Consider the following 26,684-nt stretch of genomic DNA (forward strand, 5'->3'; position numbering starts at 1 on the left):
GCGTGGCTGGCCGCTGCGCGGCCAGGGTGCGGCAGGGGTGGGCGCGTTGCGCCCACCGGGTTTCCGTTGTGTGTCAAGGGGTTTCTTGGCCCACTTTGTCGAGTTTGGACAGTCACGTTTGGATTTGGAAACTCGCCTTACGAAATCGTGGTCTAGACCACTTGATTCCTTGCTTTCTGAACCCGGGAACAGCGGATTTGGAGCTTCGCTCCAAATGATCAACGCATCACGTCCGGGAGAAAGCCTTTAAATACAAGGGATAAACACCGTGTCAACTGTCCACTTTAGATCTACTGTGGACTCTCGGTGATCCCTTCCCGATGCCTCAATTCTAGCACCCCCCATCGCGTCAGCACTACCCAACACACGTACACACCTCCAGGTCTACGCACCTACACACACGTCAAACCTGTCCCCCCTCCACCACCCCGGCCGGCCGCTACGCGACCGACCAGAACCCCCCACCCCACGTCCTCGGCGAAACCGCCGGCACCCCACCACCCACCCGCATCCACACCTCACACAAACCACACACAACACACCATAAAGTCCTTACGGGGAGATCCAACCTCCCAACACCCCGCAACCCCGCCGTAGCCACCAAACAGGGCCCCCCTCGCGCAGCAGCTCGGCCTCGAGCACCCAGGGCCAAGACAACGTCCACAAGCACAACCACGAACCGGGCAAACCCCACCGCAGTGCCGACAACCTCCAACAGGCAACACATCACCCGCCAACCCCGGCTCGACCGCCTAACACGAGCATCCGGGGCCGCAGCACCAGAGGCCAGCCACGAGTTCGACGCCGCCTGTCGGGGACTTCACCATCACGTCGGAAATCACCAAGAGCACCACACCCTGCGGGCCCCGGTTCACTCCACGTCCCCACGTGCTGCGGTGGCAACGCGAACACCACCGTCGTTCACAACCGCACCTCACCGACCCCACTCGTCACCCCTTTGGCGGTATTAAAGTGTCCCACTGTGGGACAGTATAGAGGTACAGCAAGCGCCACCGAAGAGAAGCGAAACCTCAGGAGGGGATGGAAGTGACCGAGAACCGCGGAATCAGCCACCTGACCAACAAGCAGCTCGCCGAGGAAATCGCCAAGACCGAAGCAAAGATCGAGAGCGGAGAGGCTGGGCCGTTCGCCGGGAGCGTGCTGGACGTCCTCAAGGCCGAACAGGAAGACCGCGAGGGCGGCGAGTGATCTTCCGGGCGGGCCCTCCCCCCAGGGCCCGCCCGGTTCCCTTTGCTTCCCTGCACCATCTGTCTTGGAAAGAGGCTCTCCTGATGACCGCTCAGGATGCTGTGCCGGCTAACGCGATCGAGATCCGTAGTGCCCTGGATGATCCCTACGCCGCGCACGCGTTGATCGGCTACCTGCACCGCAGCAGCGCCACGCTCAGCCCCTCGTACGACGCGTGGACGGTGGACCTGGACGACATCACCACCGACGCCCCGGCACCGGTCTACCTGGGGCGGTTCGCCGACGTCGAGGCCGCGCGGGACGCGGTCGAGATCCGCTACCGCGACTGGGCTTCCCGGCAGCCGATCACCGCGAGCGAGGCGGCGAAGATCCTAGGCCTGGCCGACGGTCCCGCCGCGCGGCGGACGCTGACCCGCTGGGGGATCCCCTCGACCGGCCGTGCTCCCGGCCGGCGCGGGGAGTCGCTGTACGCGCGCTGTGTCGTTGAGGCGGCCGCGCGCAACCGGCCGCGCCGCGGCCGCCCGCCCATCGTGTGACGGCAGCGCGCGTGGCACCGGAACCCACGACTTGAGGAGAGGGTCCATGGACCTGTCCACCATCACCATTTCCCGCGCCGCTGGTTCCGCACTGTGGACAGTCGAGGTGAACGGGAAGCCGGAGGGGTCGTTCACTGACAGGGCTGACGCCGCCGCGCACGCGCTGGACGAGGTTCGGCGTGCGGGCGGCCGCGCAATTGTGGACTACCACGACGACAACGGCATGCTCGCCCGGCGGGCGCGGCTGCTGGATGCCGGGCACGCCGTCGAGGCCCGCGACGTCCGCCCCGGCCTGACGATCCAAGGCCTGCACCGCGACGGGATCGGGGACGTGACACCCACGCGGAAGATCTCGTCGCCGGACTTGGTGACCTTGCACGTCACACGCCGCGAGCTCGTCGACGGCGACCGTGTCCGCTTCGTCGACGACGCCCGGCAGCTGCGCACCGTGCCGTTGGCGCCGTCCGCACTGGTCTACGTCGCGGCACCCGAAGCGAAAGGAACCGCATGAGGCGGGGTGCGCGGTGCCGGGTAGGTACCTGCACACCTCGACCCGACCGGGGTGGCACACCCGCACCAGCGGGGACAACCCGATGAGAGAGGAGGACATCGTCGAACTTGTTGGGCGCCAACACATCGGCGCTACACACATTCTGAAACTCGTGTGAGCAAAGGAGAATGCCATGGCTGCGGCCACGATCGACCCGCCGACCACGACCGACGACACCTCGCAAGCGGAGCCGCTTCTGCTGCCCGTGCCGACGGTGCCGGTCTGTGAGTACATCTGCCCCTTGACAAAGACCACCGAGTGTCCCAGCAGCGGCACCGAGAAGTGCACGGGCTGCTGAGTACGTCCACCTGGACGCGAGGCCCTGCCGGAGACCACCCGGCAGGGCCTCGCGTCCAGGACCCTATCCCGGCACGACACCCGAGGAAATCTGTCCACTGAGGACAACATCACGCTCATCGCGCGCTGGACACAGCGCTTCACGAGATCTTCGCGGAGACCGCATACAAGCGGCCGCCATCGGCGGGGGTCGACGGTCAAAGGGAGTACCCGCTTTGGTTACGCGCACTCCCGCACCATCCCCGCCTCGGGGACAGCGTGTCTCGCCTCAACTCGGTACGGTACCGAGTACAGTACCGAGCACTATGCTCCGACGACCCGACCATCAGAAATGAGACAGTCCTCGCTGGTGGCTCAGGTGGATCCGGATGGCGTTGAGCGGTTCCGCGTCACTCGCCCCATCGACTTCGACCTGAACCAGGCGGCGCTTGCTATGCACGCCGTGCTCGATACTCCTGCCACCCGTTCAAGCGGCCGGTCACGGGTCGGCCGAAGCCGTGTTCCCGCCATCTTGCGGCAGATCGCGCGCGAGGGTTGGCCTGAAGGCTTCCAACCTGACCTGGAACGGGTGTCGTATTGGCGGCATTGGCTCGTCGACTGCGGTGCGTTCAAGACCAACACCATAGAAGGAGAAGTGAGTCCCATGTCCGAGGTGGATACCGTGTATCCAACGCCCGTGTCGCCGACCGGGTCGGAGCCGAACGTCGTGGCAGTGCTCAACCAGAAGGGCGGCGTCGGCAAAACCGGCCTCACCTCCGGGACAGCTGGGGCTCTCCGGAAGCGGAAGCGCCGGGTTCTCCTCGTGGACCTGGACCCCCAGGGCCATCTGACGACTGAGGCGCTCGGGCTGGAAGACGTGGATCCCACGAAACCGAGCTTGGCCGGTCTTCTGGCCCAGTCCGAAGACAAGAAGATGGCCGGAGTGACGCTGCAGGACCTGATCGTGACGCACTCCGGCGGCGGGCCGGGTGAAGGTCGCATCGATGTGGTGCCGACGTCGACCGAGATGTTCCTGGTTGTCCGGCAGATGTATCAGGGACGTGGCCGCCGCATCGAGTACCGGCTGGCAGACCTGCTCGACACCCTGCCCGCCGACCAGTACGACCACATCCTCATCGACTGCCCACCCTCGCTGGACATCCTGACGGACAACGCCCTGGTCGCCGCGGACGGACTGCTGATCCCGGTCGAGCTCGCACGAACCTCCGTACGCGCACTGAGCCTGCTCTTCTCGCAGATCGCCGTCGCGGAGGAACAACTCAAGCTGCCGCCCCGGACCTTGCTGGGGCTCGTCCCCTCCTTGTTCAGGCGTCCGCTGAGCGGCTACTCCAAGTACGTTGCTCCCGACATCGAGGCCTTCGAGGAACCCGAGGACGAGGACATCACGGCGGTTCCGATCCTGGCCCATCTCCCCCGCGCCGTCTCGGTGGAAGAGGCGTGGCTGCAGGGCGTGCCGATCGGGGACTACGTCCCGAAAGGCGAGCACGCGAAGATGCTCGAGCGGATCGCCATCCGGCTCGATGTCGAAGCCGGCCTCGCCGATCGCAGCGAATGGGACGCGCTTCCCCCGCTCCCCCGGCTCTCCGGAAAGAAGCTCGCCACGCAGTGAGCTCGCGCATGGACGTACCCCGGCAATACCTGATTTAGCCGCCCCTGAAGGACAGGATCATGGCAAAAAACTTCGAGCAGATGGACAAGCACAACCGGGGTAACGCCGCCAAGGCGGCGCTCGCAGCGAGGTTCGATAAGAGCCGGGCCGTCCCGTTCGACGCACCGCTCGCGAAGCTGGCGCAGAACCCGCTGAACCGGCGGGAGCAGGACGATCCCGAGGTTCAGGAGATGGCCGTCTCCCTGAAGCAAGGGCAGGAGCAGATCGCGACCGTCGTGACGCGGGAGGCGTTCCTCGAGGCATACCCGGACGAAGAGGAGAACGTCCCGGTCGAGGCAGAGTGGGTGATGTGGAAGGGTAACCGTCGGCTCGCGGGTGCCACCCTGGCTGGTTTGGACAGCCTCGAGGTGATGCTCGCGCCGGACGTCAGGACCGCGGCCGCGATCGAAGACGGAATCCTGCACGAGAACATCCACCGGAAAGACCTGTCCCCGCTGTGGGAAGGCGAGCTGTTCCTGTCGAAGATGAAGCGCGAGAACATGTCGGCGCGTGAGGTCGCGAAATGGCTGGGGAAGCCACACGGCTTCGTCGTCCAGCGGGTCGGGCTGGTGAAGAACCTGATCCCCGAGCTGAAGAAACACCTGCGGACAGGATTGCTGACTTTCAGCGCGGCACGGAAGGCCTCGGGGTTGGGCAAGGAGGACCAGGCGCGGCTGGCGCGAGTGCTCCCGCTGCTTGCTCAGTTGATCCCGGCCTACCAGGAGATGGCGCTGGCGGGGTATCTGGACGAGGCTGCCGCGGCCGATCTGGGGAAGCTTTCGGAGGCGGAGCAGTGGAACAGGTTCGTGGCGGAGAAGGGCGAGGGTGGATACACGGTATCCACCCCAGGCGAGGTGTCCCCCGGATCTGAGCGCCCGGTGGCGCTACCTGTGAGCGTGCCATCCGCAGCCGTTCCTGCCTCGGGATCGAGCTCTCGTGAGCCTGAGAGTGGATACCGTGTATCCACCCTGGAGCACACCACCAACGGCGACCAGCAGGCCGAGGACACGATCGCCGATGACCAGGTCGCCCCGCGCCTGGACCGCGTCCCGGCCCGCACGGAGACAGAACTCCACGAGGACGGGCAGCCTCAGGAGCCTGCGGAGCCTGCTCCCACCGGGGTGCCGGAGCCGTCGAACGACATGCCGACTGCCAGCATGCATCGGGAAGCGCTGCACGCACTGCTGAGTTCGGGAGACATCGAGGCCGTGGTCGATGCACTGCTGGGCGTGTTGACCGATCACCAGCTGAACCAGCTGGAGAGGGTGCTGACCGCATCCTGACGAGCGCGCCGGAGAGGGGGCCCGAGAACATCTCGGGGCCCCCTCTCCGGCGTTGGGGGTGGATACCGTGTATCCACCCCCAACGGGATGGCCACGGCGAGGCCTTCACCGATGGCTCGTGGGCGGGAACGGCGTGGCGAGGGTGGATACCGTGTATCCACCCTCGGGCTCGGACGCAGACGCAGACGCGCCTATCGCGAGGTGTCCCCCTCGCTTCCGCAGCTCGAGGCGGAGCTGCCGACCTGCAGCGCAGGACGCCGATCTGGGTGGCATACGGCCCGTCTCCAGAACTCGTGCCCCGGCGAGGTGATGGCGTCGCGGCGGGACAGCGGCCGGCCGGAGCTTGGTGGTCGGCATGCTCGCAGCACGCCCGCGGGCGTGCTGCGGGGTGGATACCGTGTATCCACCCCGCACGAGGTGTGCCGGCTCCGCCGGTGCGGGTCTGCGCTGCGACCGCCAGCGGGCTGCGCATGCTGGGCACAGTGGAATCTGGTCAGTGCGGTGTTGGCAGCAGGCCTATCGGACCGAGATGCGGGGCGGTCTCCGGCTGGTCGACTGTGGTCTGACCGGCCGTGATCTGGCGGTCGATTTGCTCGACCCATGTCACGATGCGACCGGCTGCTTCGATCAACCTCGCGCGCAGGTCAGGCAGCTCAGTCGCGGCGAAGGCCTGGCCCACGTCCTCGACCAGCAGCTCCCGCCACGAGGGTCCTGGGGGCGAGATATCTCCATCGGGGATGGGATTGCCGTCCGCTTCGAGTCCATAGGTCGCGTTGACTTCGCGCTCGAGGTACTCGGCGATCCTCTGGTCGTTCGGGTGCCCAGTGCCGTGGCGACGCGTCTCTCCTAGGGCCGCGGGGTCGTCCTGGGCCAGGCGTTCGTCCTCAAGGTCGGAGAGCACCCTTATGGTCGGGTCGATGGGTTCAGCGGTCACTGTGTTGATCCTTTCCTGACGATGACGGGCGGGAAACGAGAGCGCGGCGTCGTCCCGGCGCGCGGATGATCCGGCAGGCCGCTCCCCCGTGCCCGAAGGGTGCGGCACGTGCACGGCACGACGCTGGCGCTGGAGCCCCGCCGGCGCGGGACCGTCCGAGCGTGGCGTCGGCGGCTCATCGCTGATGGACCTCGATCTCGTAGGTGCCGCTGACGGCCCGGACGATCAGGGCCGCAGCGAAGCCTTCGTCGAGCAACTGGGTCGGTGTGGCGGAGGCGAGCTCGGCATCCATTCGCTCGATCTCGTGGCGGGGAACGCGCCGGCTCGGCCGCCGGGCGTGCTGCCGGGCGAGGCAAACGTCGAGCGGCTGGTCCACCAGGATGGCCAGCGCGGGCAGGCCGTGGGTGAGGGCAAGCGTTGCTCGGCGACGCTCAGGGGTGGTGTTCGTGCTGTCGAAGACGGTCTGCAAGCCGGAGGCGCAGCGCGCGGCGATCCGGGCGTGGGCTTCGGCGACGACCTCGGGGTTGCGGGACTGGTCACCGGAGTCGCCGGCGAGTTCGCCGCGGAGGCCATCGAGAGAGAGCACGACGTCGTCGGGCCAACAGCGGCTGGCCAGGGTCGACTTCCCAGAGCCGGCTTTGCCGAGCATGACCAGGAGGCCGGGACGGAAGGTCTCGACGAAGTCGAGAGCGGCGCCGAGGGTAAGGATGGTCGGGTCGTCACGGCTGATCATGATCGAGTCTTCCTTGCCGGGCACCCGGGCAGCAGGTTGCGGGCAGCAGGCGCAGTAGGTCGGCGCTGTGTTCGCGGCCGGTGCGTCGGGGGAGAGAAGGCCCCATTCCTCGGTCCAATCGCGGCCGTCGTCGGTGACGCCCTGGAGGATGGTGCCGCCAAGGTATCCGGTCACGAAGCCGCGGAACCCGTGGCGACGTGGTCCAGCTGGCGCGCCCGGATAACCGTGGCAACGGACCCGCTCGTGCAGCCGGTACGTCGAGTGCGCCGGGATCCTGCTCATGTCGGCTCCTGGGCCCGGTGCGGGGGATCGTTCCGCGGGCGTCGCAGTGCCCGGATGACCTGTTCGGTCTTGTCGGTGAACTCCTGCACCCAGGTGCGGTTCAGGCCCAGCCACATGTGCGGGTTGCCGGTTTGGATGAGGTGGGTTTGCTGGCTGAGGTGATCAACACGGTGCTTGTCGTGACGGCCGCCGTCGCGCAGGAGGTCGTGGTGCATGGCCCAGAACGTCGGCCAGTTGTTGGCGGGGTCGGTCAGGTCGATGCGGACGAAGGAGGGCTCCAAGCTGGACCAGGTCAGGGTGAGGTGGTAGTGGATCAGCTTCTGGCCGGTGTTGACCGCGACAATGCCGTAGGTCCCGTGCACGACATGCCGGTCCTGGTCGATGTGGTCAACGCGGATGGGACGGTGGCGGTTGCTGACCTCGCAGCTGAGCGGGGTGGTCACGCGGATACCGCCAGCGCGGCGGTTCCGGCCGCGGTGATCTGCGCGGGGACGCGGCGCCCCGCGGTGCTGGACATACACGGGGCGATGTAGCCGGCGTGGGTGAGCGCACGGGCGGCGGCCTGGTCGCAGCAGCTGAGGCCGTCGACGAACAGGTCGGGTTCGCAGCTGCAGGAGAGCTCAGCGCGGCCGGCGGCGACGGCTTTCAGAATGGCCCGGTCGCGATGGCTGAGCTGGGATGTGGTGACGAGCATCGGTGCTCCTTGGACGGTGGTCGGCGTCATACCCGGCGGCGTGGGGGCTAGGGGAGTTGTAGGCCGAGCGCACTGATGACGCCGCCGAGGAGCAGCAGGACGAGGAGCGCGCGGACCAGGCGCCTGGTGCAGGCGATTCCGATCGTGAGGATCACCAGGAGGCCAAGCTGGAGAGGAACGGGGAGCTGGTAGATGAGCCCGGCGAGATCCATGGCCGCCTCCTGACTAGTCAATACACGTACACATTAACACACGTATTAACTAGATATGAAGCGCGCCGCCGGTCGTTGTCACGGCTCGGCCTGCTGGTCGTCGTTGGTGGTGTGCTCCGAGGGTGGATACCGTGTATCCACCCTCGGCGTGCCCATGAGGCAAGCCGCGAGGTTCCCGAGGACGAGAGAGCACCAGGAGGAGAACGATGAGCCATGACGCCAGCGGTGCTCATCGCGCCCGCCTTGACGACCTCGTCACGCTGGCGCTGGGCTCCCAAACACCGCGCCAGGAACAGGAATCCCGGGATCTCGCACGGAAGCTGGCGCCGCTGTGGAACCGACGCCTCTACGAAGGCAGCCGCGCGGCATACCTGCAGATGTGGCACTGGCTCACCGACGAGCTGCCGGACGGCCGCACGCTCTCACGCGACGAGATCCTCGAGGAGCTCAAGGAAGCCCTCGACATCCTCGACGACGAGGCGGATGCACAGGTCCCCACCTCTTCGGCGCCGCCGAGCAACGTCATCTCCCTCCGCCGCTGAACACGGACTGTGGTTGGCGGCGAGGTCCCGCCGCCTCCACTGCTGGTGCAGGGCGAGATGGCCGAGCGGGTTCGGCTGTGCAGCGGCCTTCTGGCACTCGCCTCGTCTCCGCGTCCCGAGTGCACCCTCGAACGCCACAAGGCAGCGCCCGATTCGATAGAGGGACACCTCGTTCGGGGTGGATACCGTGTATCCACCCCGAAGTCCTCTCGGCTCCGCCGCGAATCTGAAGTCAGCGTCCGGGGAGAGAGTCGCCCATGTTGATCTCGTCGATCCGGTCGACGAAGAAGCCGAAGTCGCGGCCGTCGTAGAGATCGTCGCCAAGGCCTGCGTACCGGTCGCCGGTGAGGTCCGACTCGATCAGTTGGTGAACTTGGGAGGGGTCGACGCCGCGGGCGAGCAGGTCCTCGATCTGGCTTTGGGTCTCGGGCTGGACCTCGTGGTTGACGACGCGATCGACCTCGTACTCCGGGGTCGAGGTCGTGGCCTTCACGCGGATGTGGCCGCTGGTCTGCATGACCAGCGGCTGTTTTCCGGACTGCCCCAGCAGCTGGCGTGCCTGCAGGTGCCGCTGCCGGACCTCGTGCTTGTTGAGCTGGTGCACGGCGTCGCCCTTGGCCTGCACCGGTTTGCGGACCCAGCTGCGGATCGTGGACTCGCTGCGGCCGGTCAGCGCGGCGACCCCGCGGGTTCCGCCGAGCGCGCGGACGGTGGCGCGGCGGGCTTCCTTCGCCAGCGTGTCGGCGAATCGGGAGCTGGGGGCGTGCCGGCCCGCTGCCCAGTCCCGGACGGTGCGTTCGGAGGCACCGGTGGCGCGGGCGGCTTTGGCGACTCCGCCGAGGTCCCGGACGAGGTCGGCGGCGGCGCGCTCGCGGCGGCCGGTCAGGTAGTCGATGCGGTCGCCGAGGTCGCCGCGCTGGGCGCCGCCGGTGTACCAGTCGACGAGTTTCTGCGCGGCATCGGTGCGGTGGGTGTCGAGGCCTTGCGGTAGCGCCTGGGGGCGGCTAATGCGTTTCCAGCTCATTGCGCGATTTCTCCGCCGGTGAGTTCGTGGGCCGGTGTGCCGCTTGCGATCGCTTCGCGGTGTGCGTCGGACAACTGCCGGACGACCTTGACCTGGTACTGGCCGAGCAGCCCGGTCATTTTGCCGAGTACGGCCTCGGACGGGTCGTTAACCAGGAGCACGACCTCGTCGATCTGCAGGCTCGCGATGAGCAGCCCGTTGTACAGGGCCCGCCGGATCAAACCCCACTGCCGTACGTAATGCGACCCTTTGGCGGTTGACAACCAGGTGGCCTGGTGTTTCCAGGGGCGTTTGCTGTTCAAGATCCGATCGGTCGCCGGGCCCTCGGCGGTCTGCAGCATCGCGGCGTACACCCGCTTGAGGACGCGCGCTTCCGGGCCGTGGCCGTGCGGGTCGAACTTGTCGATCGCGTAGCGGGTGTCGCGCAGCGTGGTGTACCACTCGCCGTCGAGCAGCCGTCCCTGGGCGGGGAAGAGCCAGGCTTCGACGTCCCGGTTCTCCGGGTCCGGCTTCTCGGGGGTGACCAGGGTGCTGGGGCTGGCGCCCCAGCCGAGCGTGGTGTTGCTGGGGTTGTCCTGGTAGAGGAACCCGGCGGCGAGGCTCGAGGGCAGCCAGGCCAGCCGCTGCTCGGTGGGGGACTGTTTGGCGTGCAGCGGCGGGATCCGCGGGTCGTCGGCGGGCGGGAGCCACAACCGCACCAGCCCGGCGGGCAGCGACTCGGGGGCCCGCAGCAGCTCCCGCACGGCGTCGGCGCCGAGCACGTGCCGCATCTCGGTGCCCTCGGGCAGGTAGCCGAGAAGCGATTCCTTGGCGGCGGCAACCCACGCGGCCTTGCGGTCCACGTGGACTGCGAACGCAGCCTGCCGGATGCGGTCGAGGTCGGCGCCGGTCGCGGGGGAGGAGCGGGTCCAGCGGGACCAGGTTAGCTGCGGGACGAGGTCGGCCGCGCGTACCTGGCCGGTGAGCTTCGGCAGTTCCCCGGCGCGGGTCAGCACGTGGCCCTTGCGGGCTTTGCGGCCGCGCTGGGCGCGGTCGTAGATGTCCCACCCGACCTGCGCGGGGTTGCCGCGCCATGGGCCGTGGAGCTGATCGGCGAGGTAGCCCATGAGCCGGGCGGCCTCGGCGGCGTACTGCTGCTCGTCGAGGTTCTCGTCGAGGATGCCGAGCGGGTGGGCGTCCTCGCGGCCGCGGCTCCACAAGTACTCGTAGGGGGCGAGGACGAGATCGAAGGCGCGCTGGTCGCTGGTACGGCGGGCCCGGTTCTCGACGGTGAGCTCGCCGATCTCCCAGCCGCGGTCCCGGGCACGGGCCACGAAGGCCTCGGTGAGTGCGCGCAGCCGCTCGCGGACCTGGTCGCGTCCCTCGTCACCGGGCAGGCCCGGGTCGGCTTCGGCGACGAGGCCGAGCTGCAGGCACATCGAGTCGGTCAGGATGAGCTGGCCGATGCCCTGGGGGTGGCCGATGCGCAGCCGGTCGCCGGCGTCGAGGACGTCGAAGGCGTCGGTGATCGGCACTCCGCGGTAGCGGGTCCCGTCGGGTAGGTAGATGCCGCTCGGGTCGAGGACCGCGCAGGTGGCTCGGTAGCCGGTCGGCGCCGGAGCGATGGGGCCGGTCAGCGGGACCCGATCCTCGACCACCCCGGTTGCCCGCGCGGCAGGTCGCTGCGGGTACTCCGGTTGGGCCGGGGTTTCCGCGGCGGGGGGTGTCGTCGGTTTCGGCGAGGGGGGAGGCACCGGCGGGGCGGGCTCCGGGGGAGCGTCGAATACGCAGCCCGCATGGACCCAGCCGCCCCGATCGAACGCGCGGGTCATCTCCTGGCAGACCCGGCAGTCCCCGTAGCGGTCCTCGGTGATCCAGATCGGGCCGTGCGGGCCTTCCGGGCTGATCATGCTGACCGGAGCCGCCGAAGACCTCTCCTCTTCCTTCCCTCCTTCGTGCATCGCACACGCGCTCTCTTCGAAATCAGTGGGGACAGTGGGGACCAGGGTGTCCTGCGGGGTGTTTTCGGGCACATCAGTCCTGGTCAACGGCGTATCTTGCCGGTCCCCATTCTTGCGGGAATCGGTGGGGCCAGGTGGGGACGATGGGGACCGATCCAGCGGTGGGGACGAGGCGTCCCCGGGGGAAGAGTCGTCGTCCGGAGTGGTCGCGGGGCCGCTGGTGTCGGTGAGGAGCCGGGGGTCGTCGAGGATGAAGATGTACGGCCGGATCTTGGACTTGGACGAGGGGACCGGCTTGAAGCTGGCCTGATAGCGCGAGGCCTGGTCGTTGTCGACGACCAGGCGCCGGTGATCCCGCAGCTGCCGCAGCGCGGGGTAGAGGTTGTGGATCCCTGCGTCTGCGGCGATGGTCTGCAGGGCCTTGGTGGTGACGGCGACGTCCCCCTTGTAGTCGGGGTCGTTGACCAGGGACCAGCCCTCGACCTCACGGGCGACCTGGGGTCCGTTGCCGAACTCGCCCTTGAGGTAGGAGATGTAGACCGGGCGGGTCGGGAAGGCGGCGGGACGGGAGAGCATCGCGTCGGTCACCGCCGCGAGCAGTCGCTCGTCCGCGCTCGCGCCACGTTCGCGCAGTTCCCCGACGAGCTCGTCGAGCAGGATCTTCCCGATCTCGATCGCTGCCTCGTAGAGCCCGTCGACGTTGCCGACGAGCCGCTCGAGCTTGCGGGTGCCCGCGGCGATGAGCGCCAGGTGCTCGGCGATCGTCTCGGGGACGCCGCCGTCGGGCATGCCGATGTCGTCCTCGGCGGTCTCGATCAGCTCCGCGAACTCGTCGAGTCCGGGTTGGGCGACCAGCCACCGTAGCGGCCAGCCGTAGGCGCGGCGGCTCAACCGCTTGAGCTCCTTGGCGTCCTTGGCGTCGCGGGTGATCGGGGTGGCGACCTCCAGGACCCGGGCGGCCGTGCCCTCGTTCGCGACCTCGCCGAGGATGCTGTCGTTGGAGGCGGAGAACAGGATCGAGTGCCAGGCCGCGCTGGTCTTAGGGGAATGCCCGTCCTTGCCGCCGATGGTGCGCTGCGCGCCCTCGGTGATCTGGAAGACCAGTTTCTCCAGGTCGCGGCCCTTGATCCCGGCGGCCGCGAGCTCGTCGAAGAAGCTGGGGAGCATGGCGCGGTTGCCCAGGGTCTGGGTCAGGCCGATCGCCGAGGTGTTCCACGCGCGGATCAGCTTCTTCGGGTCCCCGTACACGGCCGCGCCGACGGCCAGGCCGGTCGACTTGCCCCGCCTGGCCTGCCCGGTGCCCAGGAACACGAAGCTCTGGCGCTCCAGCGGCCGCACGTAGATCGCGCCAATCGCCGCGCCCAGGAACAGCGCGAGCTTCGGCGCGGCGATCGCGTGCTCGATGATCTTCCGCCAGGTCTCCCGGGCGGCCTCTTCCTCGCCGGTCTGCTCGCCGTAGCCGACCGCGCCGACGTCGACCGGCGGCATCTCGATCTGGCCCCGTACCCAGCGGGGCACCAGCTCGCGCAGCTGCGCATGCTCGCGGGCCGTGTGCCGGATCGCCGTGGCGGCCGCCTGCAGGACCTTGCTGTCGGCGGAGAGCGCGACGTCGAGCTTGTCGGCCCAGACGCCGGTTTTGACGTCGTCATCGTTGACGATCGAGACCTCGTCGGCCTCGGCCAGCTTGGTCATCGCGATCCGGTAGCTCACCCCCGCCGAAGCCCCGTCACCGGTGCGGGCCTTCAGCCGCTCGAGCACGTAGGGGAGCGGGGCGACCATCTGCCAGACCCCGCGGTTGTACCGGTAGACACCGCGCCGCAAGCCGTCCCCGTCGTCGCCGGTGGAGTACGCCCACGACCCCGATCCGGTCGGGATCGTCCACGCGGGCTCCGGCGGATCCACCTCCTCGCCCTCGACATCGTCGCCGATGAACGGCACGGAGTTGCGGGTGTGCTTGCGCCGTTGGTTCGCGAGCTCGTCGTCGGGCGGCGGAGTTAGCCGGGTGGTCAGGTTCTCCGCGACCGCGACGAACCCCTGCCGGACCTCGTCGTCGGTCACCTGGTCGAGGTGCGCGGCGACGATCTCGAGCAGCCGTCGCGCACGCGTGACGTCCCCGCCGTCGACCAGCGTGCCCGCTGCCGCCAGCTGCAGGTCGACGAACGCGGCGACCGGGTCGACCTCCACAAGCTCGTCGACGCCCTTGCCCGCCGCGACATGCTCGGTGAAGTCCTTGCCCTCCGCGGGAGCCAGCACCGTGTAGGAGGCGGCGAGCGCCTCGCCGTCGTCGGGGTGCAGCAGGCTCCGGACATGGATCGCGTGGCCGTACCCGGCGACGTCACGGTCGACGACCTGCACGACGTGCGCGCCCCGCAGCTGCTCGGCGTGCTCGAACAGGAACTTCTTCGCGCCCTGGGCATTCGTCGTGCCGACGAGCTCGAGGTCGCGCGCGGTGTCGGCGTCCTTCTCGCCCTCGAACAGGTAAACCGGCGTGCCGGCGGCGATCGCGGCCGCGACCTCGGGAGCGCGATAGACCAACGGCTCGAACCCGCCGCTGACCCACCGCCGCTTCGCGTCGTCGAATCGCTGCTGGCTGAACTTCTTCGCGATCCGCTCGCCGGCCGCGTCGAACTCCTCCCGCCGGACGACCTTGCCACGTGGGGTCCCGTCCGCGCGCTGGTACACGTACGTCGTGCTCTTCCGCGACGCAACCTCGCGATCCTGCGGCCCCTTGCGCTTCGATGCGCTGGCCTTCGCCGAACCGGCGCTGGGGGCGCGGCGAGGGGCAGCGGGCCGCGCCGCGTTGCCCCGCCGCGCCGCGGTCCCCGAGCTCGAGCGGCGCTCGGCGGGAAACTCGCGGTCCTCATCGAACAGGTCGCGAACAGAGAGGTTCGCGGCGGCGAGGACGTCGCGGTCATCGCAGCCGCCGAAGCAATTGACGCTGGTCTTGCCCTTGACGGGGTCGTATCGGATCGAGACGGAAGGAGTGCGATCGTCGTGCGAGGGGACGGGGCAGCAGACCTTGATATAGCCGGTGCCGCGCTCGATTTTCGGGCCACTCACAGCGGTGATAGCGGACACGACGCGGTCGTATGACGCGCCGTGGCTACCACTGAGTGCGGACAATGTCGTATCCTCGTGCATGTAGGGCGGGCGCACCGGCGGCTGAAGCCACCAACGCGCTTGGTCTTACCGAGCTGGAAAGGCCTCTCCTCAGCGATTCGCGGCCAAACGATCACGCTGAGCGGGGGGCCTTTTCGTTGTCTACATCCTGAGCTCCAAGGTCGGTCGGGGCGTCACCACGATCATGCCCCCAGCTTCAACTGGATCTGGGCCGGGGCTGGTTGTTCGTCCTCGAGGAGATCGTGGGCTGCGGCGAGCACCTTGGCCAGGTAGCGGTTCAGCGGCATCTTGAGCTGTGCAGCGCGCTCACGGTACACAGCCATGTGGCTACCCTCGGTGCGCAGCGTGATCTGCGCGACCTCGTTGTAAAGGGGGTCCGGCCCCGGGCGATCACCAGCCATGGGGCTAACCCTGACTCAGAATCGCGATTTGCGCCAGCTCGACACACCACAAATCGCCGAACGGGTTCGATCAGGCCACGTCGAGGTGTCCCCGGTTCGGCGCGCAGGTGCTCGCGATGTGCTGAAGCAGCAGGTCAGCGGCCTGCGCGGCATCCCACCAGCCGGGGCCCGGCGCGGCGGCGCCCCGCCGCCGCTGCGCCTCGATATACGCCTCATGTAGCACGTCGGCGATGGCATCCCGGTCGATGACCTCGCCGAGCGGCGTGGTGATCCCGTCCTCGGTGACGGTGACGTGCGCCTTCATGACAACCTCCCTCGAGCCACGAGTGGCTCGTCGTGCTCCGCTCGATCGCGAACGGCCTTGGCCCCAGGAAAACGATCACCCGGAAAGTCAAGCTCGGGAAGAGTGCGATCACGATCGCACCCCGCCCAGGCGGGCCGTAACCAGGGAATTTCGTGCAACACTCGGGGTGGAGATGAGGAGAAGGGATCTGTGGTGAGCGAACCGCTGAGCGACCTGTACGGGCGCCCGCCGTGGGCAGTACGGATCCGTCAGGACCGGACCAGCCGGGGCTGGACCGTGGCGGAGGCCGCGGAGAACCTGCTCCGGCACGCCCGCGCCCGCGGCGACCGGAACGAGAAAGACCTCCCCAGCAAATCCACTGTGGTGCGCCGGTGGCGCGGCTGGGAAGCCGGCGAGCACAACCCGGACACGTCCAGCGACGACTACTACGCCCCGCTGATCGCACAGACCCTGGGGACGACCCGCTACGCCTTGTTCCCGCCGGCACCCCGCGAGGTGCTCGGTGGCGACCTCGTCGTGCCCAGCGAGATGGAAACCGCCGAGATCCTGGCCCGGATGCAGGCCAGCGACGTCGACCGGGTCACCCTCGAGGGCATCACCCGCACCGTCGAGATCCTCTGCTCCGAATACCCCTACATGCCCAGCGACCAGCTCGTCGCCGAGGGACGATCGTGGCTGCGACGCGTCGTCGCGCTGCGCGGGCACCGCCTGACCCTTGACCAGCACCGGGAACTCCTGGTGCAAGCGGGCTGGCTCGCCCTGCTGGTCGGATGCGTCGAAAACGACATGGGTCGGCGCAACGCCGCCGAATCGACGCGGCGCATGGCCGAAAGCCTCGGCAAGGAGTCGAAGAACGCCGACATCCTCGGCTGGGCACATGAAATGACCTGCTGGTTCCGGCTCACCGACCACGACTACAAGGGCGTGATCGCCGCGGCCGAAGCCGGCTTGGAGGTTGCGGGACACCAAAGCGTCGCGGTCCAGCTGCTCGCCCAGGCCGCCAAAGCTCACGCTCGGCTCGGCAACCGCAGGGAGATGGAGAAGGCACTCGAACGTGCCGGCCGGATACTGGACGCCTTGCCGTATCCGACCAATCTGGACAATCATTTCAACGTCGATCCGTCCAAAATCGACTACTACGCTCTGGATTGCTGGCGGATCCTCGGGGTCTACCCGGTCGCCGCTCGCTACGCCGACGAGGTCATTCGCACCAGCACCGCCTACGACGGCACCGAGCGCAAACCCATGCGCATCGCCGAGGCACGCCTGACCCTCGGCGTCATCGCCGCGTACCAGGGCGACGTCGACGAGGCCGCGCAGATGGGGCAGCGGGCGCTCAGCGGGGATCGCCGCTCGCTCCCGAGCTTGCTGCTGGTCGCCAACGAACTCGGCACCATCATGTCCGCGCGCTACGGCAAGACCCCGGAAGCACGGAACTACCTCGAACAACTGCACGAGCTGAGTCGCAGCGCATGACCGTCCCGTGAGGCCCGGATACTGTCCGGGCCTCACGTGTTCGGCCCGGCGATCTCCGGAGTGACGGTGCCGCCCGCTCTCAGCCCGGTTCATAGCCTGTCCAGATCTCCGGTCGTGCCCACTGGGTGACCGTCCGAACAATCTCCGAGACTGTGCCCTCGGTGACCGGATGTTGGATCGGCTGCGGCGGCAGCGAGAGCGGATCGCGGTAGTCGACGCGGCTATCCGCCCGGTACGCCTCGGCTTCGGTCGGCGAATACACCAGCACGACGTCGACGACATCGTCGATCCCCCGCCACACCCGCTCGTAGTACAACGTGACCGTCCGGGCACGATCGCCGAAGACCCGGCGGCCGAGGAAACCGACCTGGCGAAGCCGGTGCAGATCCAAGATCCAGGCTGGCGTGGTCATGACGGCCCTGCCTGAGCGCCGTCACTTCCCGTGCTGCGGCGACCAGAGGAACGCGCGACGACGTCGCTGATCAGCTCAACAGTGGCTTCCTGGGCCGAAGTGGGGCGAGAAGCCCGCTCCAGCTCGGCCGCGACAGCGCGCAACCGGGCCAGCGACTCGTCGTACTCGGTGCTCATCGCCACCGCCGAGCGAGGCGTCCGAGCAACGAGCGGACCGGTTCATCGCCATGGCGCGCCGACGATCGCGAGGTCGCTACGGCGGTTCGTCGGCTGACGCAGGCTGTACAAGGTGGGCCGGGCGCCGTGCAACACGAGGCGGGATACACGATGGCGCCGCACTGTGCCGTGTAGATCCCGTCGCCTTCATAGAATTCTGGCTCGGTCACGTCGTGCGCCCGCCCGTCCTGAACGCTGGTCAACGGCAGCGTGCCTACGGGTTCAGCCACGACGAACATCCCGTAGCCGACGAGACAGTCGATACGAACGGGCGATATCGAAGGTGGTCCACACGGCGACGCCGACAGCAAGAAGCACGATCGGAGTCAGCCGCGACAACATCTCCCACATCGGCGCCTCCCTCTTGTGGGAAGCGGCGGCCCGCCCAGGGGGAGGGGGTTACCAAGGTGGCGGGCCGCCGCTTGCTGCGTTCCCTGACTGAGATAGAGCTCTGACCTGCAGATAGTCAGGGAGGTCTTCAGTTGAGCACCTGACGGCGCGGCATTTGCTGAAGCGGGACAGGCCCTTACTTCAGCTGCCGCGCCGCCAGGGGGCTACCGTGGTAGCGCGAACTAGTTAGGTAGCCACGACGAAATCTAGTGCACTAGCGCACGAGCGCGCTAGTGTTCGGCGTGGTCTTTTCGGGTGAGTCGTGGGTTCCGTCGCGTCCCGTGACCGAGGAGGTAGCGCCGTTGGTCGAGTCGAGTCCGACCGTGCTCAAGTCCCGGATCGGTGCCGATCTGCGGAAGATGCGCGAGGAAGCGGGCATCAGCAGAGCCGAGGTTGCCGCGCGGTTCATGAAGGCAGCGGCGTGGCCGGGACACATCGAAACCGGCCTCTACCAGCCGAGTGTCGGCGACATGGCGATGATGCTGGAGTGGTACGGCCACCCCGAACGCACCGACTTCTACACCAAGCTGTTGGCTCGGGCGAAGCGCGGCAAAGACTGGTGGAGTAGCGAGCTGTTCGTCGACGCGGCGCCCGGGTGGTTCAACTTCTATTTAGGACTTGAATCCATCGCGGAGGGCCTGGACGGGTACGACGCAATGGTCCCGCCCGGCCTGCTGCAGACCGAGGACACCGCGCGGGCGATCATCCGCGGTGCTCGACCGGATCTTTCTGACCAGGAAATCCGGCGACGTGCGGCGCTGCGCGTGGCGCGTCAGGATGCCCTCCGGCATCGCGAGGACGGCGATCCTCTGCGGCTGAACCGTGTGATCGACGAGTTCGCCCTGCGGCGTCCGATCGGCGATCCGGGCGTGCACCGGGCGCAGCTGCTGCGGCTCGCCGAGGCGGCCGAGCAGATGCCGAATGTCGAGCTACAGGTACTTCCGGTCAGCGTTGGGGCGCACCCGAGCATCGAGGGCACGTTTACCGTGCTCGCTTTCCCGCCCGAGTACGTCGACGACACAGGCATGGTTTACGTCGAGAACCGCGAGGACGGCATCTACTACAAGCTCGAACAGCAGGTCCAGGGCTTCAAGGACGACCTGAAGATCCTGCGCACGCTGGCACTCAAGCCGGACAAGAGCATTTCGTTCATCCGTACCTTGGCGAAGGAGATCCACCCGTGAGCACCACCCCCGGCTACGACCCGACCCGCTGGTACAAATCCAGCTACAGCGGAGATAACGGAGGCTGCGTCGAGCTAAACGACAGCGTCCCCGGCGTCATCGGCGTTCGGGACTCGAAGCTCGGTAACAACAGCCCTATCCTTACATTCCAGCCTCAGGAGATCAGGATTTTTCTGCGCAGCCTTAAGGACGGCGAATTCGGCTACCCTGTCCAGTGATGGCGAGTTTTCTTCACTTGGCGCGGGCAGGTCGAGGAGCCGGGAGCATGATCAGCAACGCAGCGCAGGAGCAGTGATGGACGCGGACGCGGCGTGGGCCGCACTCAGCAGCACAACCGCCGGGTGGACAAAGTCGAGCTTTTCCGGCGGTCAAAATGGATGCGTAGAGACCAACCGGGTCGTTCCCGGCTGGGTCGGCGTCCGCGATTCGAAACTCGGTAAGGAAAGTCCTCTCCTGGTACTCGGCACCACAGCGGCTGCAGCTCTTCTTTCCGTTCTGCAAACAGGACAGTAGGATTTCTGTGGTGGGCGGAAATCTGCTGTCCGCCCACCACGAGGACGGCATCTACAAGCCGGTGCGGTCACGTCGGTCGCGGTGTAGGCGATGGTCTTGGGCTTCGGGGGGTGCCCTGGACGCGCAGCTCCCGAAGCACCCGTTGGTGATTCGTGGCCTTGCTGAGGTACTGGACGGGTGGGCGCGCAGCACCGCCTCGACCTGCCCGGTGTCGACCGGGTTCGGTCCGCCGGCGGCGATCCGGTCGGCTGCCCTGCTCCATAGCCGCAGTTCGCGCGGGTCCCGACCTCAGGCCTTCACGAAAGCGACGACCTGCTCCCGTTCCGGACATCGACCCGAGGAGCTGTGTGTTGAACAACCAGGGGTCCCTGCTGCCTGATCTCGGCGCATGTTCTGGGCACTGCCGAGAACATCCCGAACACGTCTACATCCTATGCTTCGGACGACCGGTCATCGTGACCGACCGCGACTACCTGCGCGAGGACCATTCGCACGACTACCCGATCACACACTACGTCGGCTACACCCGCCAGTTGCCGATACGACGGATCCGATCGCACGGTGCCCGCTCCGCGCACCACGTCGCGAAGATCCAACCCGGCACGATGGACGACGAGAACAACATCAAGCGCCACGAGTTGTGCCCGAAGTGCGGCCGAAGCCTCTGGTACTACGCGGAAAGCCCCACCTACCCAGGTTGACAGGGCGAGCGATCAGGGCGGTCATCGAGCCCGGGGCCAGGTGCAACCGCAGCAGCTCATCTCGGTCGATCGGGGGACCGGCCGAGGAACGGGCCGTGTATGGCGAGTGGCGCCGGGTGCGGCTGCGCCCCCGGCCCCGAACGCGAGGTGAGTCAGCAGCGCGGTCGCAGCTTCAACCGCAGAGGTTTCACTGCTTTAGCAAGTTGTGTATGCTTAGTACTTGCATAGCTATACCCTGTGAGGGGCTGGTGCCGCACCGGCTCGCTTCGGGAAGGGTGCCAGAGCCCAGTAGCTGTAACGCTTTTGCTGTAAAAGCCTGGCGCGTCGAACTTCTCGTTGAACCCCGGCCGACACTACGGCGACCACAGCGAGGGGAGTTCCTATGTCAGAGGAAACAACGGTTCTTGACCGCCTCACTGCGGATCTGTTCGCTCTCGATACCCGAGCGGTTCCGGTTCTTGACGTCGCCGGGTCGAATACGACCACGCAATGCACCGACGACGGCTGTTCGTCCACCTGCACCAGCGTGGGTTGCTCGGCTACCTGCAAAAATTGCAAGTAGAAAACCCGCTCGTGCGCTCGAGGCTGTTTACGCCGTTACCGGGCGCTGCGGTGTTGGCGCGCATCCCGCTGTGTCCAGCGGTCCGTGATCTTGAGAATTCCTCCCTCGACCCCACCGTGGTCGAGGGAATCACACTCACCTCACGCCAGGCCGAGCCTGTGGTCCTCGGCGTTTCCGGCGATGATCGCGTCGCGGCGACTGTCCGCGCCTACGACCTTCGGGCGCGGCTGCGTCCGACACCGCGATCGGTGTTTGCCGGCGTTCAGGTGGTGGACGTCGCCGAGCGTGGCTGCGTGCTACGCCTCGGCGGCCATCACCGCCCCCGCAGCGCCCCCAGTCCTGTGTCACTGACGGCCCTCGCAGACCGGCTTCTGCACGTTCCCGGCGTGCTCGAGAGACTCACGTTCACCACGAACAACTTGGTTCGCCGCCGCGGCGAGCGGTTTGAGCAGGAGCAGCAGCCGCGCGATGACGGCACGCCGCAGCTGGTGAGCATCCGTGCGACAGCGGCAAGTGCTCTGGTCCTGCGTTCGTGTGAGCAGGGAGCCCGGTACGACACCGTCAGCGCTGTTGTCGGCGCTCGTTGGCCAGCCGTTCCGGAGTCGACGCTTCGGAGCATGATCATCGAGATGACCCGGCAGGGGTTCCTGTTGACCGACCTGCTGCCCGTCGATATGGGCGACGATCCCCTTTCACATCTGCTGTCCCGGCTACCCGACTGCTGCGATGTCCACGGCGAGCTGAAGGATCTCCGATCCCACCTCGGCGCCGCAGACCTGCTTCCCGTGGGGTCGGCGCCCCGTCTCGCGGCGCTCACAGCCGCACGGCGGAAGTCCGCGCGCATCTGCGGACAGGACAATCCGCTCTGCGTCGACGTCGCCGCCGACGCGGCTATTACCGTGCCGCGTTCCCTTATGGAAGACGCTGCCGAGGCCATCAGCGTGCTGTGGACGATGAGCTGCAGCAAACCGACGCTCGGCGCTTACCACGCCCGTTTCGTCGAGCGCTGGGGCCACGGCCGAGGTGTCCCGCTTCTCGACGTCACTGACCCGGTCATCGGGTTGGGGGACGAGGGCATCGAGACCGGCACTGAATCCGCGCCTATGTCTCCAGTACGCCTCGGAGTTCTCGCCGCGCTGCTCGGCGACGCGACCGCCCACGGTCGGACGGAGATTGTCCTGGATGACACCACCATCAGCGCGCTTGCAGCGCCGGGCACCATGGACCGGCCGCCACCGGGCGCGGAGGTGTATGCCCGTGCTCTCGCCGCCTCGGAGCACGATCTGGTTGCGGGGCGACTGCATCTCGCGCTCTACGTGGGCGGCACTCAGGAAGCAGGATCCAGTGCCGGCCGATTCACCTCGCTGCTCCCAGACAGCCGACTGCGGGTAGCCGGATCGCCAGCGGGTGCGCTCGTCGCCGAAGTGGTGGTCCGGCCTCGCATTCCGGTCCTGTCGACGATCGCACCGCCGACCGGGGTAGCCCCGCTTAGCATCCCCGTCGGTGTCCCTGCCCGGCCGGGTGATCTGAGACTCGACGACTTGCTGCTCATGGCGGACGCCGAACGCCTCACGCTGTGGTCCCGAGCTCGCAGGTGCCAGGTCATGCCGGTCCTCAACTCCCGGATCGGGCCGCGTTATCTCTCGCCGGAAGCCCGGCTGCTGGGGTTGCTGGGGCGATCCGGATGTCGACCGTGGCTGCTGTTCTCGTGGGGCCCGCTGGCCGATACCGCGTTCCAGCCGAGGGTGCGGTACCGATCGACGATCCTCGCGCCCGCTCGGTGGCGGTTGCCGAAGCACTTGATGGACGCCGCCCGCGACCCCGCGGCCTGGAGCGCGCAGTTGCGGGACTGGCAATTGTCCACCCTCCCGCAGCCACCGACCGTCGTCGTCACGGATGACGACGAACGGCAACTCCCGCTTGATCTCGACGTTCCGGTGGATGTGGAACTGCTGCGGCGCTATGTACGGCGCGGGCTGGCCGCCGTCACCGAACAGCCCGGCGGCAGTGGCTCCGTCCAGGATGTCGTTGCTGGACCGACCGGTCGCCATCTGCTGGAACTTGTCATTCCCCTCGCCGCCACGGCATCCCTTCCGGCCCCGGTCAAGCCGATCATCTCGCTATCGCGGCGAGCCGGCGCAGGGAACTACCTGCCCGGGGGCCCCTGGCTGTCGCTCGCAATTGGTGCCCCGGCCGCCCAGCACGACGAGATTCTCGCTGCTCTCGCTGAGATCCTCCCGGGCATGCGCCCGATGTTCGACCGCTGGTTCTGGTTGCGCTACCGAACCCAGGCCATCGGCCCGCATCTGCGGGTTCGTTTCCATGGGGACCCGGCCGTACTGGGCAGCGAACTTTTGCCTGAGATCTCCCGATGGGGTGCGCGCGTGGTGGCAGACGCTCTCGCCTCCGGATTCATCGTCGAGCCCTACGACCAGGAGATCGAACGCTACGGCGGATCAGCGGCTATCGAGGCGGCGGAGGAGGTCTTCGCGGCCGACAGTGACCTGGCGCTGACCGTGCTGGCCGAGGCCTGCGAGCCTGACCGAAGGCTGGTCGTGGCCGCGCTGACCGCAGCGTCGGTGGCAAGGACTCTTGCCAGCTCCGCTCCCGCCGCGCTCGGCCGCCCCCGGCTCGACCGGGCGGTTCACCGCCGCCTCGCCGAGCTGCGCCGTCTCGTGAACGCTGCGGCCGGCGATGGCACGGCCCCTTCCTATCCCGGGTGGGACCGGTACATGGGCGCGCTGCGCGTGTACCGCGACCGCCTGCCCGCCACCCGGCGCGCGGACTGCGCCTCCTCGGTGATCCACATGCACGCCAACCGGTTGCTCGGGAACACGGCCAGGGAACGGGTGGCCAGGGTTCTGGCCACGAGTCTCCTTGCTCGCGAAACCGCGCCACGATGATCAGTGATCCCGTAAAGGCCGCGGCCCAGCGGCAGTGCGTGGCCGTCGCCGAGCGGCTACTACACCCCGACACGATCACGTCCGCTCTGCCTGCGGGGATGGCGAGCACTCTCGCCGACGGCCACCCAGGAACGGCGTTGCTTCACGCCCGGTTGGCGATGGTGCACGTTGATTTCGCGACGGCGGCGGAAAACCACTGGACGCACGCCGCACGCCATACTCTGCGGGGCGTCAACCGTCTCGGCGTTTTCCACGCCGGCGCTGGCCTGGCCGCGTCGCTGATCATCGGCGTCCCGTATCTCCCCGATCCGGCGGGCCACGCCACAAGCACGGCGCGCGCCGCTCGCTGGTTGTCCGAGCAGGCCGTTGCCCTCGCTGAGCGCCATTGCACAGCCCTCGCTCACGGCACGGGGCATACCCCCTGGCACGTCTACGACGTCATCACCGGGCTCGCCGGGACCGGCAGGGTCCTGCTGGCCGCCTACGAGTCGGGGCACGTCGTTGCCGAACCCGGGCTGCTCGCGGCGCTCACCACGCTCACCGCGCTGCTCCACGACGGCGTCGAACGCCGACCCGGCTGGTGGCTGCCTGCCGATCGGCACCCGGCTGCGGTCACCGTCCATTCCTCCGGGGCAGCGACCACCGGAATGGCCCATGGAATTGCGGGACCTCTCGCACTGCTCGCCACTGCGCACCTAGCCGGCTTCACCGTTACCAACCAACGAGAAGCCATCACCCATGGCGCAGAGTGGCTGGTGCGCTGGCGCGACGAGCGCACCAGGACCTGGCCCCCGCAGATCACGGGCGACGAGCTCGACGCCGCGCACGCCGCGCCACCAGCCGGACGCACGGACGCCTGGTGCTACGGCATCCCCGGCATCAGCGGCGCCCTCAGCCTCGCCGGCCAGGCCATCGAAGAACCTGAGGTGCAGAACGCTGCACGAGATGCGCTGCGCGTACTCGCCGACAGGCCGGACCGTTGGGATGTTGACGGGCCAACGCTCTGTCACGGGTACGCAGGCGTCCTGCGTGCCGCCGACGTGCTGCACGACAATGCCGTCGCCCAGCACGCAGCGATCGCGGTCACCAACGCGTTCAACCCCGTGCACCCCTTCGGGTTCCAACACCTCGCCGAGAGCACAGCCACCGACCGGCCCGGCTTCCTCACCGGCGCGGCCGGAACCGCGCTTGCTCTCGCCGAACACGGCACGCTCCCAGTTGCCCGGCACCTGCGCACGGCCTGGGACGCCCTGCTGCTCTTGTCCTGACTCTGTCCGCCAAGGCGCTCACAGCGCGGCAGCTACGTCCTGTTCAGTCACACGAACGAGGATTCGGCTGTCGCGCTTGTCGACGGCGAGTAGCACGCCCGGCAATTCCTCGCGTACGGTCCCGGCAAGCTGCGCGTCGATCCGTACCTGGACACGTTGCCCGCCATCGCGATCCCAATCGCGGACCCGCTCGGCGAGCCGAGTCGCCAGATCGGCACTCCGCGGGCCGTAGCCGCAGACACCGATCTCCTGGCTGGGTGTCTCGGCGTCACCGTGCGGACTCGATCGTGTCGTGAGATACGCCAGCGACGCGCCCTCAGCGACACCCATGCTTCCCCACGGCCCTTTCGGCTCCATCAGGCGGCCGTCGTCAACCGCGGCCCGTGAAACCAGGATCCGGCAGAATCCGTCTACAGTGGCCAGCCAGAAATCAAGGTGCTCGGTCCATCCCCACGGGACCGCGACCCCGGTCCAGCACACCTCCCCAGGATGATCCAACGCGCCTTGCAGCGCCGTCGCGTCCATCTGGTGATCGTCATCGAGTCGGATCACCAGATCTGGGCCGGTGCCGATGGGGATGTTCTGCTCACGAATGGCGCCGATACCGCGCATCGGCATGAAGCCGTCTTCCATGACCGACCGGCTACGCAGATCCGCTCCGGCACGCTCGAAGACGACAGTCCGGGTCAGCCCGAGTATCCGTAGCGGCACTACCAGTAGCCCGTCCTCGGCCAACTGGTTCCACCATGCTCTCGGGATGTCCCAGGCCCCCGCCGTGACCACGATACGGTCGAACGTCGGCTGGCCGGGCGCGCCGAGCATGCCGTCTCCGTGTATCACCGTCACGGCTTTTCCTAGGCCGCTCAACGCTGCGGCTGCTGCGGACGCCACTGCCTCGTCGTACTCGATCGTCGTTACGGAGCCAGTCGGGCCGACCAGTTGGGAAAGCAGTGCGGCGTTGTACCCAGTCCCGGCTCCGATCTCAAGGACCCGGTGCCCTGGGCGAACGTCGAGTTGCTCGAGCATCCCGGCGACTGTGCCAGGCGCAGAGGCCGAACTGGTCGGAACTCCGCTGTCGTCGCGATGGGTTACCACTGGATCGGGTCCATAAGCGCGTTCGAGCGAGACTTCGGGCACGAACACATGTCTCGGCACCGCACGCATCGCGGCGTCTACCGGGTCGCTGAGAGCTATTCCCCACAGTCGCAGGCCGTCGACCATCGCGTTTCTCAGCTTGTCCGCTGTAGTAGCCTCGGGGCTCATCTGTCCAGCGTAGTTTGTCGGCTGTGCACCGTTTCTGCGGCAGCCACGTTCAGCCCACTGCACGGTCAGTCCCTGATTGTCCACTCTC

The 26,684-nt window shown here is 67.7% G+C and carries 26 protein-coding genes; 14 read left to right on the forward strand and 12 right to left on the reverse strand.

Features of this window, described 5'->3' with window-relative positions:
• The first annotated feature begins 1,047 nt into the window (after positions 1 to 1,047).
• From ACFW0G_RS21535 to ACFW0G_RS21560, 6 genes are all read left to right on the forward strand, one after another.
• Positions 1,048 to 1,209, forward strand: a complete 162-nt coding sequence (locus ACFW0G_RS21535; protein ID WP_378327128.1) for a hypothetical protein — start codon at positions 1,048 to 1,050, stop codon at positions 1,207 to 1,209.
• An 83-nt stretch (positions 1,210 to 1,292) separates the two neighbouring features.
• Positions 1,293 to 1,745, forward strand: coding sequence for a hypothetical protein (locus ACFW0G_RS21540; protein WP_378327129.1), 453 nt, complete (start codon positions 1,293 to 1,295; stop codon positions 1,743 to 1,745).
• A 46-nt stretch (positions 1,746 to 1,791) separates the two neighbouring features.
• Complete coding sequence (locus ACFW0G_RS21545; protein WP_378327130.1) at positions 1,792 to 2,256, forward strand: hypothetical protein; 465 nt, start codon at positions 1,792 to 1,794, stop codon at positions 2,254 to 2,256.
• A gap of 172 nt (positions 2,257 to 2,428) precedes the next feature.
• Positions 2,429 to 2,593 carry a hypothetical protein gene (locus ACFW0G_RS21550; RefSeq protein WP_378327131.1) on the forward strand — a complete coding sequence of 55 codons (165 nt, stop codon included), beginning with the start codon at positions 2,429 to 2,431 and terminating at the stop codon, positions 2,591 to 2,593.
• A gap of 348 nt (positions 2,594 to 2,941) precedes the next feature.
• On the forward strand, positions 2,942 to 4,201 hold the full coding sequence (locus ACFW0G_RS21555; protein WP_378327132.1) for a ParA family protein: 1,260 nt from the start codon (positions 2,942 to 2,944) through the stop codon (positions 4,199 to 4,201).
• A 59-nt stretch (positions 4,202 to 4,260) separates the two neighbouring features.
• Positions 4,261 to 5,523, forward strand: a complete 1,263-nt coding sequence (locus ACFW0G_RS21560; protein WP_378327133.1) for a ParB/RepB/Spo0J family partition protein — start codon at positions 4,261 to 4,263, stop codon at positions 5,521 to 5,523.
• Between the two features lie 493 nt (positions 5,524 to 6,016).
• Here the strand turns inward: ACFW0G_RS21560 and ACFW0G_RS21565 are convergent, their stop codons facing one another.
• From ACFW0G_RS21565 to ACFW0G_RS21585, 5 genes are all read right to left on the reverse strand, one after another.
• A complete protein-coding gene (locus ACFW0G_RS21565; protein ID WP_378327134.1) occupies positions 6,017 to 6,457 on the reverse strand; it encodes a hypothetical protein in 441 nt (146 codons plus the stop codon).
• A gap of 175 nt (positions 6,458 to 6,632) precedes the next feature.
• On the reverse strand, positions 6,633 to 7,472 hold the full coding sequence (locus tag ACFW0G_RS21570; protein WP_378327135.1) for an AAA family ATPase: 840 nt from the start codon (positions 7,470 to 7,472) through the stop codon (positions 6,633 to 6,635).
• Positions 7,469 to 7,915 carry a hypothetical protein gene (locus ACFW0G_RS21575; RefSeq protein WP_378327136.1) on the reverse strand — a complete coding sequence of 149 codons (447 nt, stop codon included), beginning with the start codon at positions 7,913 to 7,915 and terminating at the stop codon, positions 7,469 to 7,471. Before ACFW0G_RS21575 ends, ACFW0G_RS21570 begins: the two co-directional genes overlap by 4 nt.
• Positions 7,912 to 8,166, reverse strand: coding sequence for a hypothetical protein (locus tag ACFW0G_RS21580; protein WP_378327137.1), 255 nt, complete (start codon positions 8,164 to 8,166; stop codon positions 7,912 to 7,914). Before ACFW0G_RS21580 ends, ACFW0G_RS21575 begins: the two co-directional genes overlap by 4 nt.
• A 47-nt stretch (positions 8,167 to 8,213) precedes the next feature.
• Positions 8,214 to 8,399 carry a hypothetical protein gene (locus ACFW0G_RS21585; protein ID WP_378327138.1) on the reverse strand — a complete coding sequence of 62 codons (186 nt, stop codon included), beginning with the start codon at positions 8,397 to 8,399 and terminating at the stop codon, positions 8,214 to 8,216.
• A gap of 185 nt (positions 8,400 to 8,584) precedes the next feature.
• Here ACFW0G_RS21585 and ACFW0G_RS21590 point away from each other — a divergent pair, with 185 nt between their 5' ends.
• Positions 8,585 to 8,920: a hypothetical protein gene (locus tag ACFW0G_RS21590; protein ID WP_378327139.1), complete on the forward strand. Its 336-nt coding sequence runs from the start codon at positions 8,585 to 8,587 to the stop codon at positions 8,918 to 8,920.
• A gap of 232 nt (positions 8,921 to 9,152) precedes the next feature.
• Here ACFW0G_RS21590 and ACFW0G_RS21595 read toward each other — a convergent pair whose 3' ends face one another.
• From ACFW0G_RS21595 to ACFW0G_RS21610, 4 genes are all read right to left on the reverse strand, one after another.
• Positions 9,153 to 9,944, reverse strand: coding sequence for a hypothetical protein (locus tag ACFW0G_RS21595; RefSeq protein WP_378327140.1), 792 nt, complete (start codon positions 9,942 to 9,944; stop codon positions 9,153 to 9,155).
• Complete coding sequence (locus ACFW0G_RS21600) at positions 9,941 to 14,944, reverse strand: DUF927 domain-containing protein (protein ID WP_378327141.1); 5,004 nt, start codon at positions 14,942 to 14,944, stop codon at positions 9,941 to 9,943. Before ACFW0G_RS21600 ends, ACFW0G_RS21595 begins: the two co-directional genes overlap by 4 nt.
• Positions 14,945 to 15,186: 242 nt before the next feature.
• A complete protein-coding gene (locus tag ACFW0G_RS21605) occupies positions 15,187 to 15,405 on the reverse strand; it encodes a hypothetical protein (protein WP_378327142.1) in 219 nt (72 codons plus the stop codon).
• A 70-nt stretch (positions 15,406 to 15,475) separates the two neighbouring features.
• Positions 15,476 to 15,709 carry a hypothetical protein gene (locus tag ACFW0G_RS21610; RefSeq protein WP_378327143.1) on the reverse strand — a complete coding sequence of 78 codons (234 nt, stop codon included), beginning with the start codon at positions 15,707 to 15,709 and terminating at the stop codon, positions 15,476 to 15,478.
• Between the two features lie 192 nt (positions 15,710 to 15,901).
• Between ACFW0G_RS21610 and ACFW0G_RS21615 the strand changes: the two genes are divergently transcribed.
• Positions 15,902 to 17,185: a tetratricopeptide repeat protein gene (locus tag ACFW0G_RS21615; RefSeq protein ID WP_378327144.1), complete on the forward strand. Its 1,284-nt coding sequence runs from the start codon at positions 15,902 to 15,904 to the stop codon at positions 17,183 to 17,185.
• A gap of 79 nt (positions 17,186 to 17,264) precedes the next feature.
• Here ACFW0G_RS21615 and ACFW0G_RS21620 read toward each other — a convergent pair whose 3' ends face one another.
• Positions 17,265 to 17,597 (reverse strand): hypothetical protein, encoded by a 333-nt coding sequence (locus tag ACFW0G_RS21620; protein WP_378327145.1) that lies wholly within the window; start codon positions 17,595 to 17,597, stop codon positions 17,265 to 17,267.
• Positions 17,594 to 17,773 (reverse strand): hypothetical protein, encoded by a 180-nt coding sequence (locus tag ACFW0G_RS21625; RefSeq protein WP_378327146.1) that lies wholly within the window; start codon positions 17,771 to 17,773, stop codon positions 17,594 to 17,596. Before ACFW0G_RS21625 ends, ACFW0G_RS21620 begins: the two co-directional genes overlap by 4 nt.
• Positions 17,774 to 18,525: 752 nt before the next feature.
• On the opposite strand from ACFW0G_RS21625, the gene ACFW0G_RS21630 reads away from it, so the two are divergent.
• The 6 genes from ACFW0G_RS21630 to ACFW0G_RS21655 all read left to right on the forward strand — a co-directional run bounded on the left by ACFW0G_RS21630 (position 18,526) and on the right by ACFW0G_RS21655 (position 25,333).
• Positions 18,526 to 19,386, forward strand: a complete 861-nt coding sequence (locus tag ACFW0G_RS21630) for a Scr1 family TA system antitoxin-like transcriptional regulator (RefSeq protein WP_378327147.1) — start codon at positions 18,526 to 18,528, stop codon at positions 19,384 to 19,386.
• A complete protein-coding gene (locus ACFW0G_RS21635; protein WP_378327148.1) occupies positions 19,383 to 19,604 on the forward strand; it encodes a DUF397 domain-containing protein in 222 nt (73 codons plus the stop codon). The genes ACFW0G_RS21630 and ACFW0G_RS21635 overlap by 4 nt, the downstream gene beginning before the upstream one ends.
• Positions 19,605 to 19,680: 76 nt before the next feature.
• Positions 19,681 to 19,899, forward strand: a complete 219-nt coding sequence (locus ACFW0G_RS21640; RefSeq protein ID WP_378327149.1) for a DUF397 domain-containing protein — start codon at positions 19,681 to 19,683, stop codon at positions 19,897 to 19,899.
• Between the two features lie 347 nt (positions 19,900 to 20,246).
• A complete protein-coding gene (locus tag ACFW0G_RS21645; protein WP_378327150.1) occupies positions 20,247 to 20,600 on the forward strand; it encodes a hypothetical protein in 354 nt (117 codons plus the stop codon).
• Positions 20,601 to 21,089: 489 nt separating this feature from the next.
• On the forward strand, positions 21,090 to 24,065 hold the full coding sequence (locus ACFW0G_RS21650; protein WP_378327151.1) for a lantibiotic dehydratase: 2,976 nt from the start codon (positions 21,090 to 21,092) through the stop codon (positions 24,063 to 24,065).
• A complete protein-coding gene (locus ACFW0G_RS21655; RefSeq protein WP_378327152.1) occupies positions 24,062 to 25,333 on the forward strand; it encodes a lanthionine synthetase C family protein in 1,272 nt (423 codons plus the stop codon). The genes ACFW0G_RS21650 and ACFW0G_RS21655 overlap by 4 nt, the downstream gene beginning before the upstream one ends.
• 18 nt (positions 25,334 to 25,351) lie before the next feature.
• On the opposite strand, the gene fxlM is transcribed toward ACFW0G_RS21655, so the two are convergent.
• Complete coding sequence (fxlM, locus tag ACFW0G_RS21660) at positions 25,352 to 26,596, reverse strand: methyltransferase, FxLD system (protein WP_378327153.1); 1,245 nt, start codon at positions 26,594 to 26,596, stop codon at positions 25,352 to 25,354.
• Positions 26,597 to 26,684 lie beyond the last annotated feature (88 nt).

The organism is Amycolatopsis sp. NPDC058986 (assembly GCF_042741125.1).
Taxonomy (GTDB): domain Bacteria; phylum Actinomycetota; class Actinomycetes; order Mycobacteriales; family Pseudonocardiaceae; genus Amycolatopsis.

What these genes read in the sequence shown, in the direction of transcription:
- ACFW0G_RS21540 (WP_378327129.1), top strand. Translation starts at nt 1,293, where the DNA reads ATGACCGCTCAGGATGCTGTGCCGGCTAACGCGATCGAGATCCGTAGT.
- ACFW0G_RS21545 (WP_378327130.1), top strand. Translation starts at nt 1,792, where the DNA reads ATGGACCTGTCCACCATCACCATTTCCCGCGCCGCTGGTTCCGCACTG.
- ACFW0G_RS21550 (WP_378327131.1), top strand. Translation starts at nt 2,429, where the DNA reads ATGGCTGCGGCCACGATCGACCCGCCGACCACGACCGACGACACCTCG.
- ACFW0G_RS21560 (WP_378327133.1), top strand. Translation starts at nt 4,261, where the DNA reads ATGGCAAAAAACTTCGAGCAGATGGACAAGCACAACCGGGGTAACGCC.
- ACFW0G_RS21570 (WP_378327135.1), bottom strand. Translation starts at nt 7,472, where the DNA reads ATGAGCAGGATCCCGGCGCACTCGACGTACCGGCTGCACGAGCGGGTC.
- ACFW0G_RS21580 (WP_378327137.1), bottom strand. Translation starts at nt 8,166, where the DNA reads ATGCTCGTCACCACATCCCAGCTCAGCCATCGCGACCGGGCCATTCTG.
- ACFW0G_RS21590 (WP_378327139.1), top strand. Translation starts at nt 8,585, where the DNA reads ATGAGCCATGACGCCAGCGGTGCTCATCGCGCCCGCCTTGACGACCTC.
- ACFW0G_RS21595 (WP_378327140.1), bottom strand. Translation starts at nt 9,944, where the DNA reads ATGAGCTGGAAACGCATTAGCCGCCCCCAGGCGCTACCGCAAGGCCTC.
- ACFW0G_RS21605 (WP_378327142.1), bottom strand. Translation starts at nt 15,405, where the DNA reads ATGGCTGGTGATCGCCCGGGGCCGGACCCCCTTTACAACGAGGTCGCG.
- ACFW0G_RS21610 (WP_378327143.1), bottom strand. Translation starts at nt 15,709, where the DNA reads ATGAAGGCGCACGTCACCGTCACCGAGGACGGGATCACCACGCCGCTC.
- ACFW0G_RS21620 (WP_378327145.1), bottom strand. Translation starts at nt 17,597, where the DNA reads ATGACCACGCCAGCCTGGATCTTGGATCTGCACCGGCTTCGCCAGGTC.
- ACFW0G_RS21625 (WP_378327146.1), bottom strand. Translation starts at nt 17,773, where the DNA reads ATGAGCACCGAGTACGACGAGTCGCTGGCCCGGTTGCGCGCTGTCGCG.
- ACFW0G_RS21640 (WP_378327149.1), top strand. Translation starts at nt 19,681, where the DNA reads ATGGACGCGGACGCGGCGTGGGCCGCACTCAGCAGCACAACCGCCGGG.
- ACFW0G_RS21650 (WP_378327151.1), top strand. Translation starts at nt 21,090, where the DNA reads ATGCACCGACGACGGCTGTTCGTCCACCTGCACCAGCGTGGGTTGCTC.
- ACFW0G_RS21655 (WP_378327152.1), top strand. Translation starts at nt 24,062, where the DNA reads ATGATCAGTGATCCCGTAAAGGCCGCGGCCCAGCGGCAGTGCGTGGCC.
- fxlM (WP_378327153.1), bottom strand. Translation starts at nt 26,596, where the DNA reads ATGAGCCCCGAGGCTACTACAGCGGACAAGCTGAGAAACGCGATGGTC.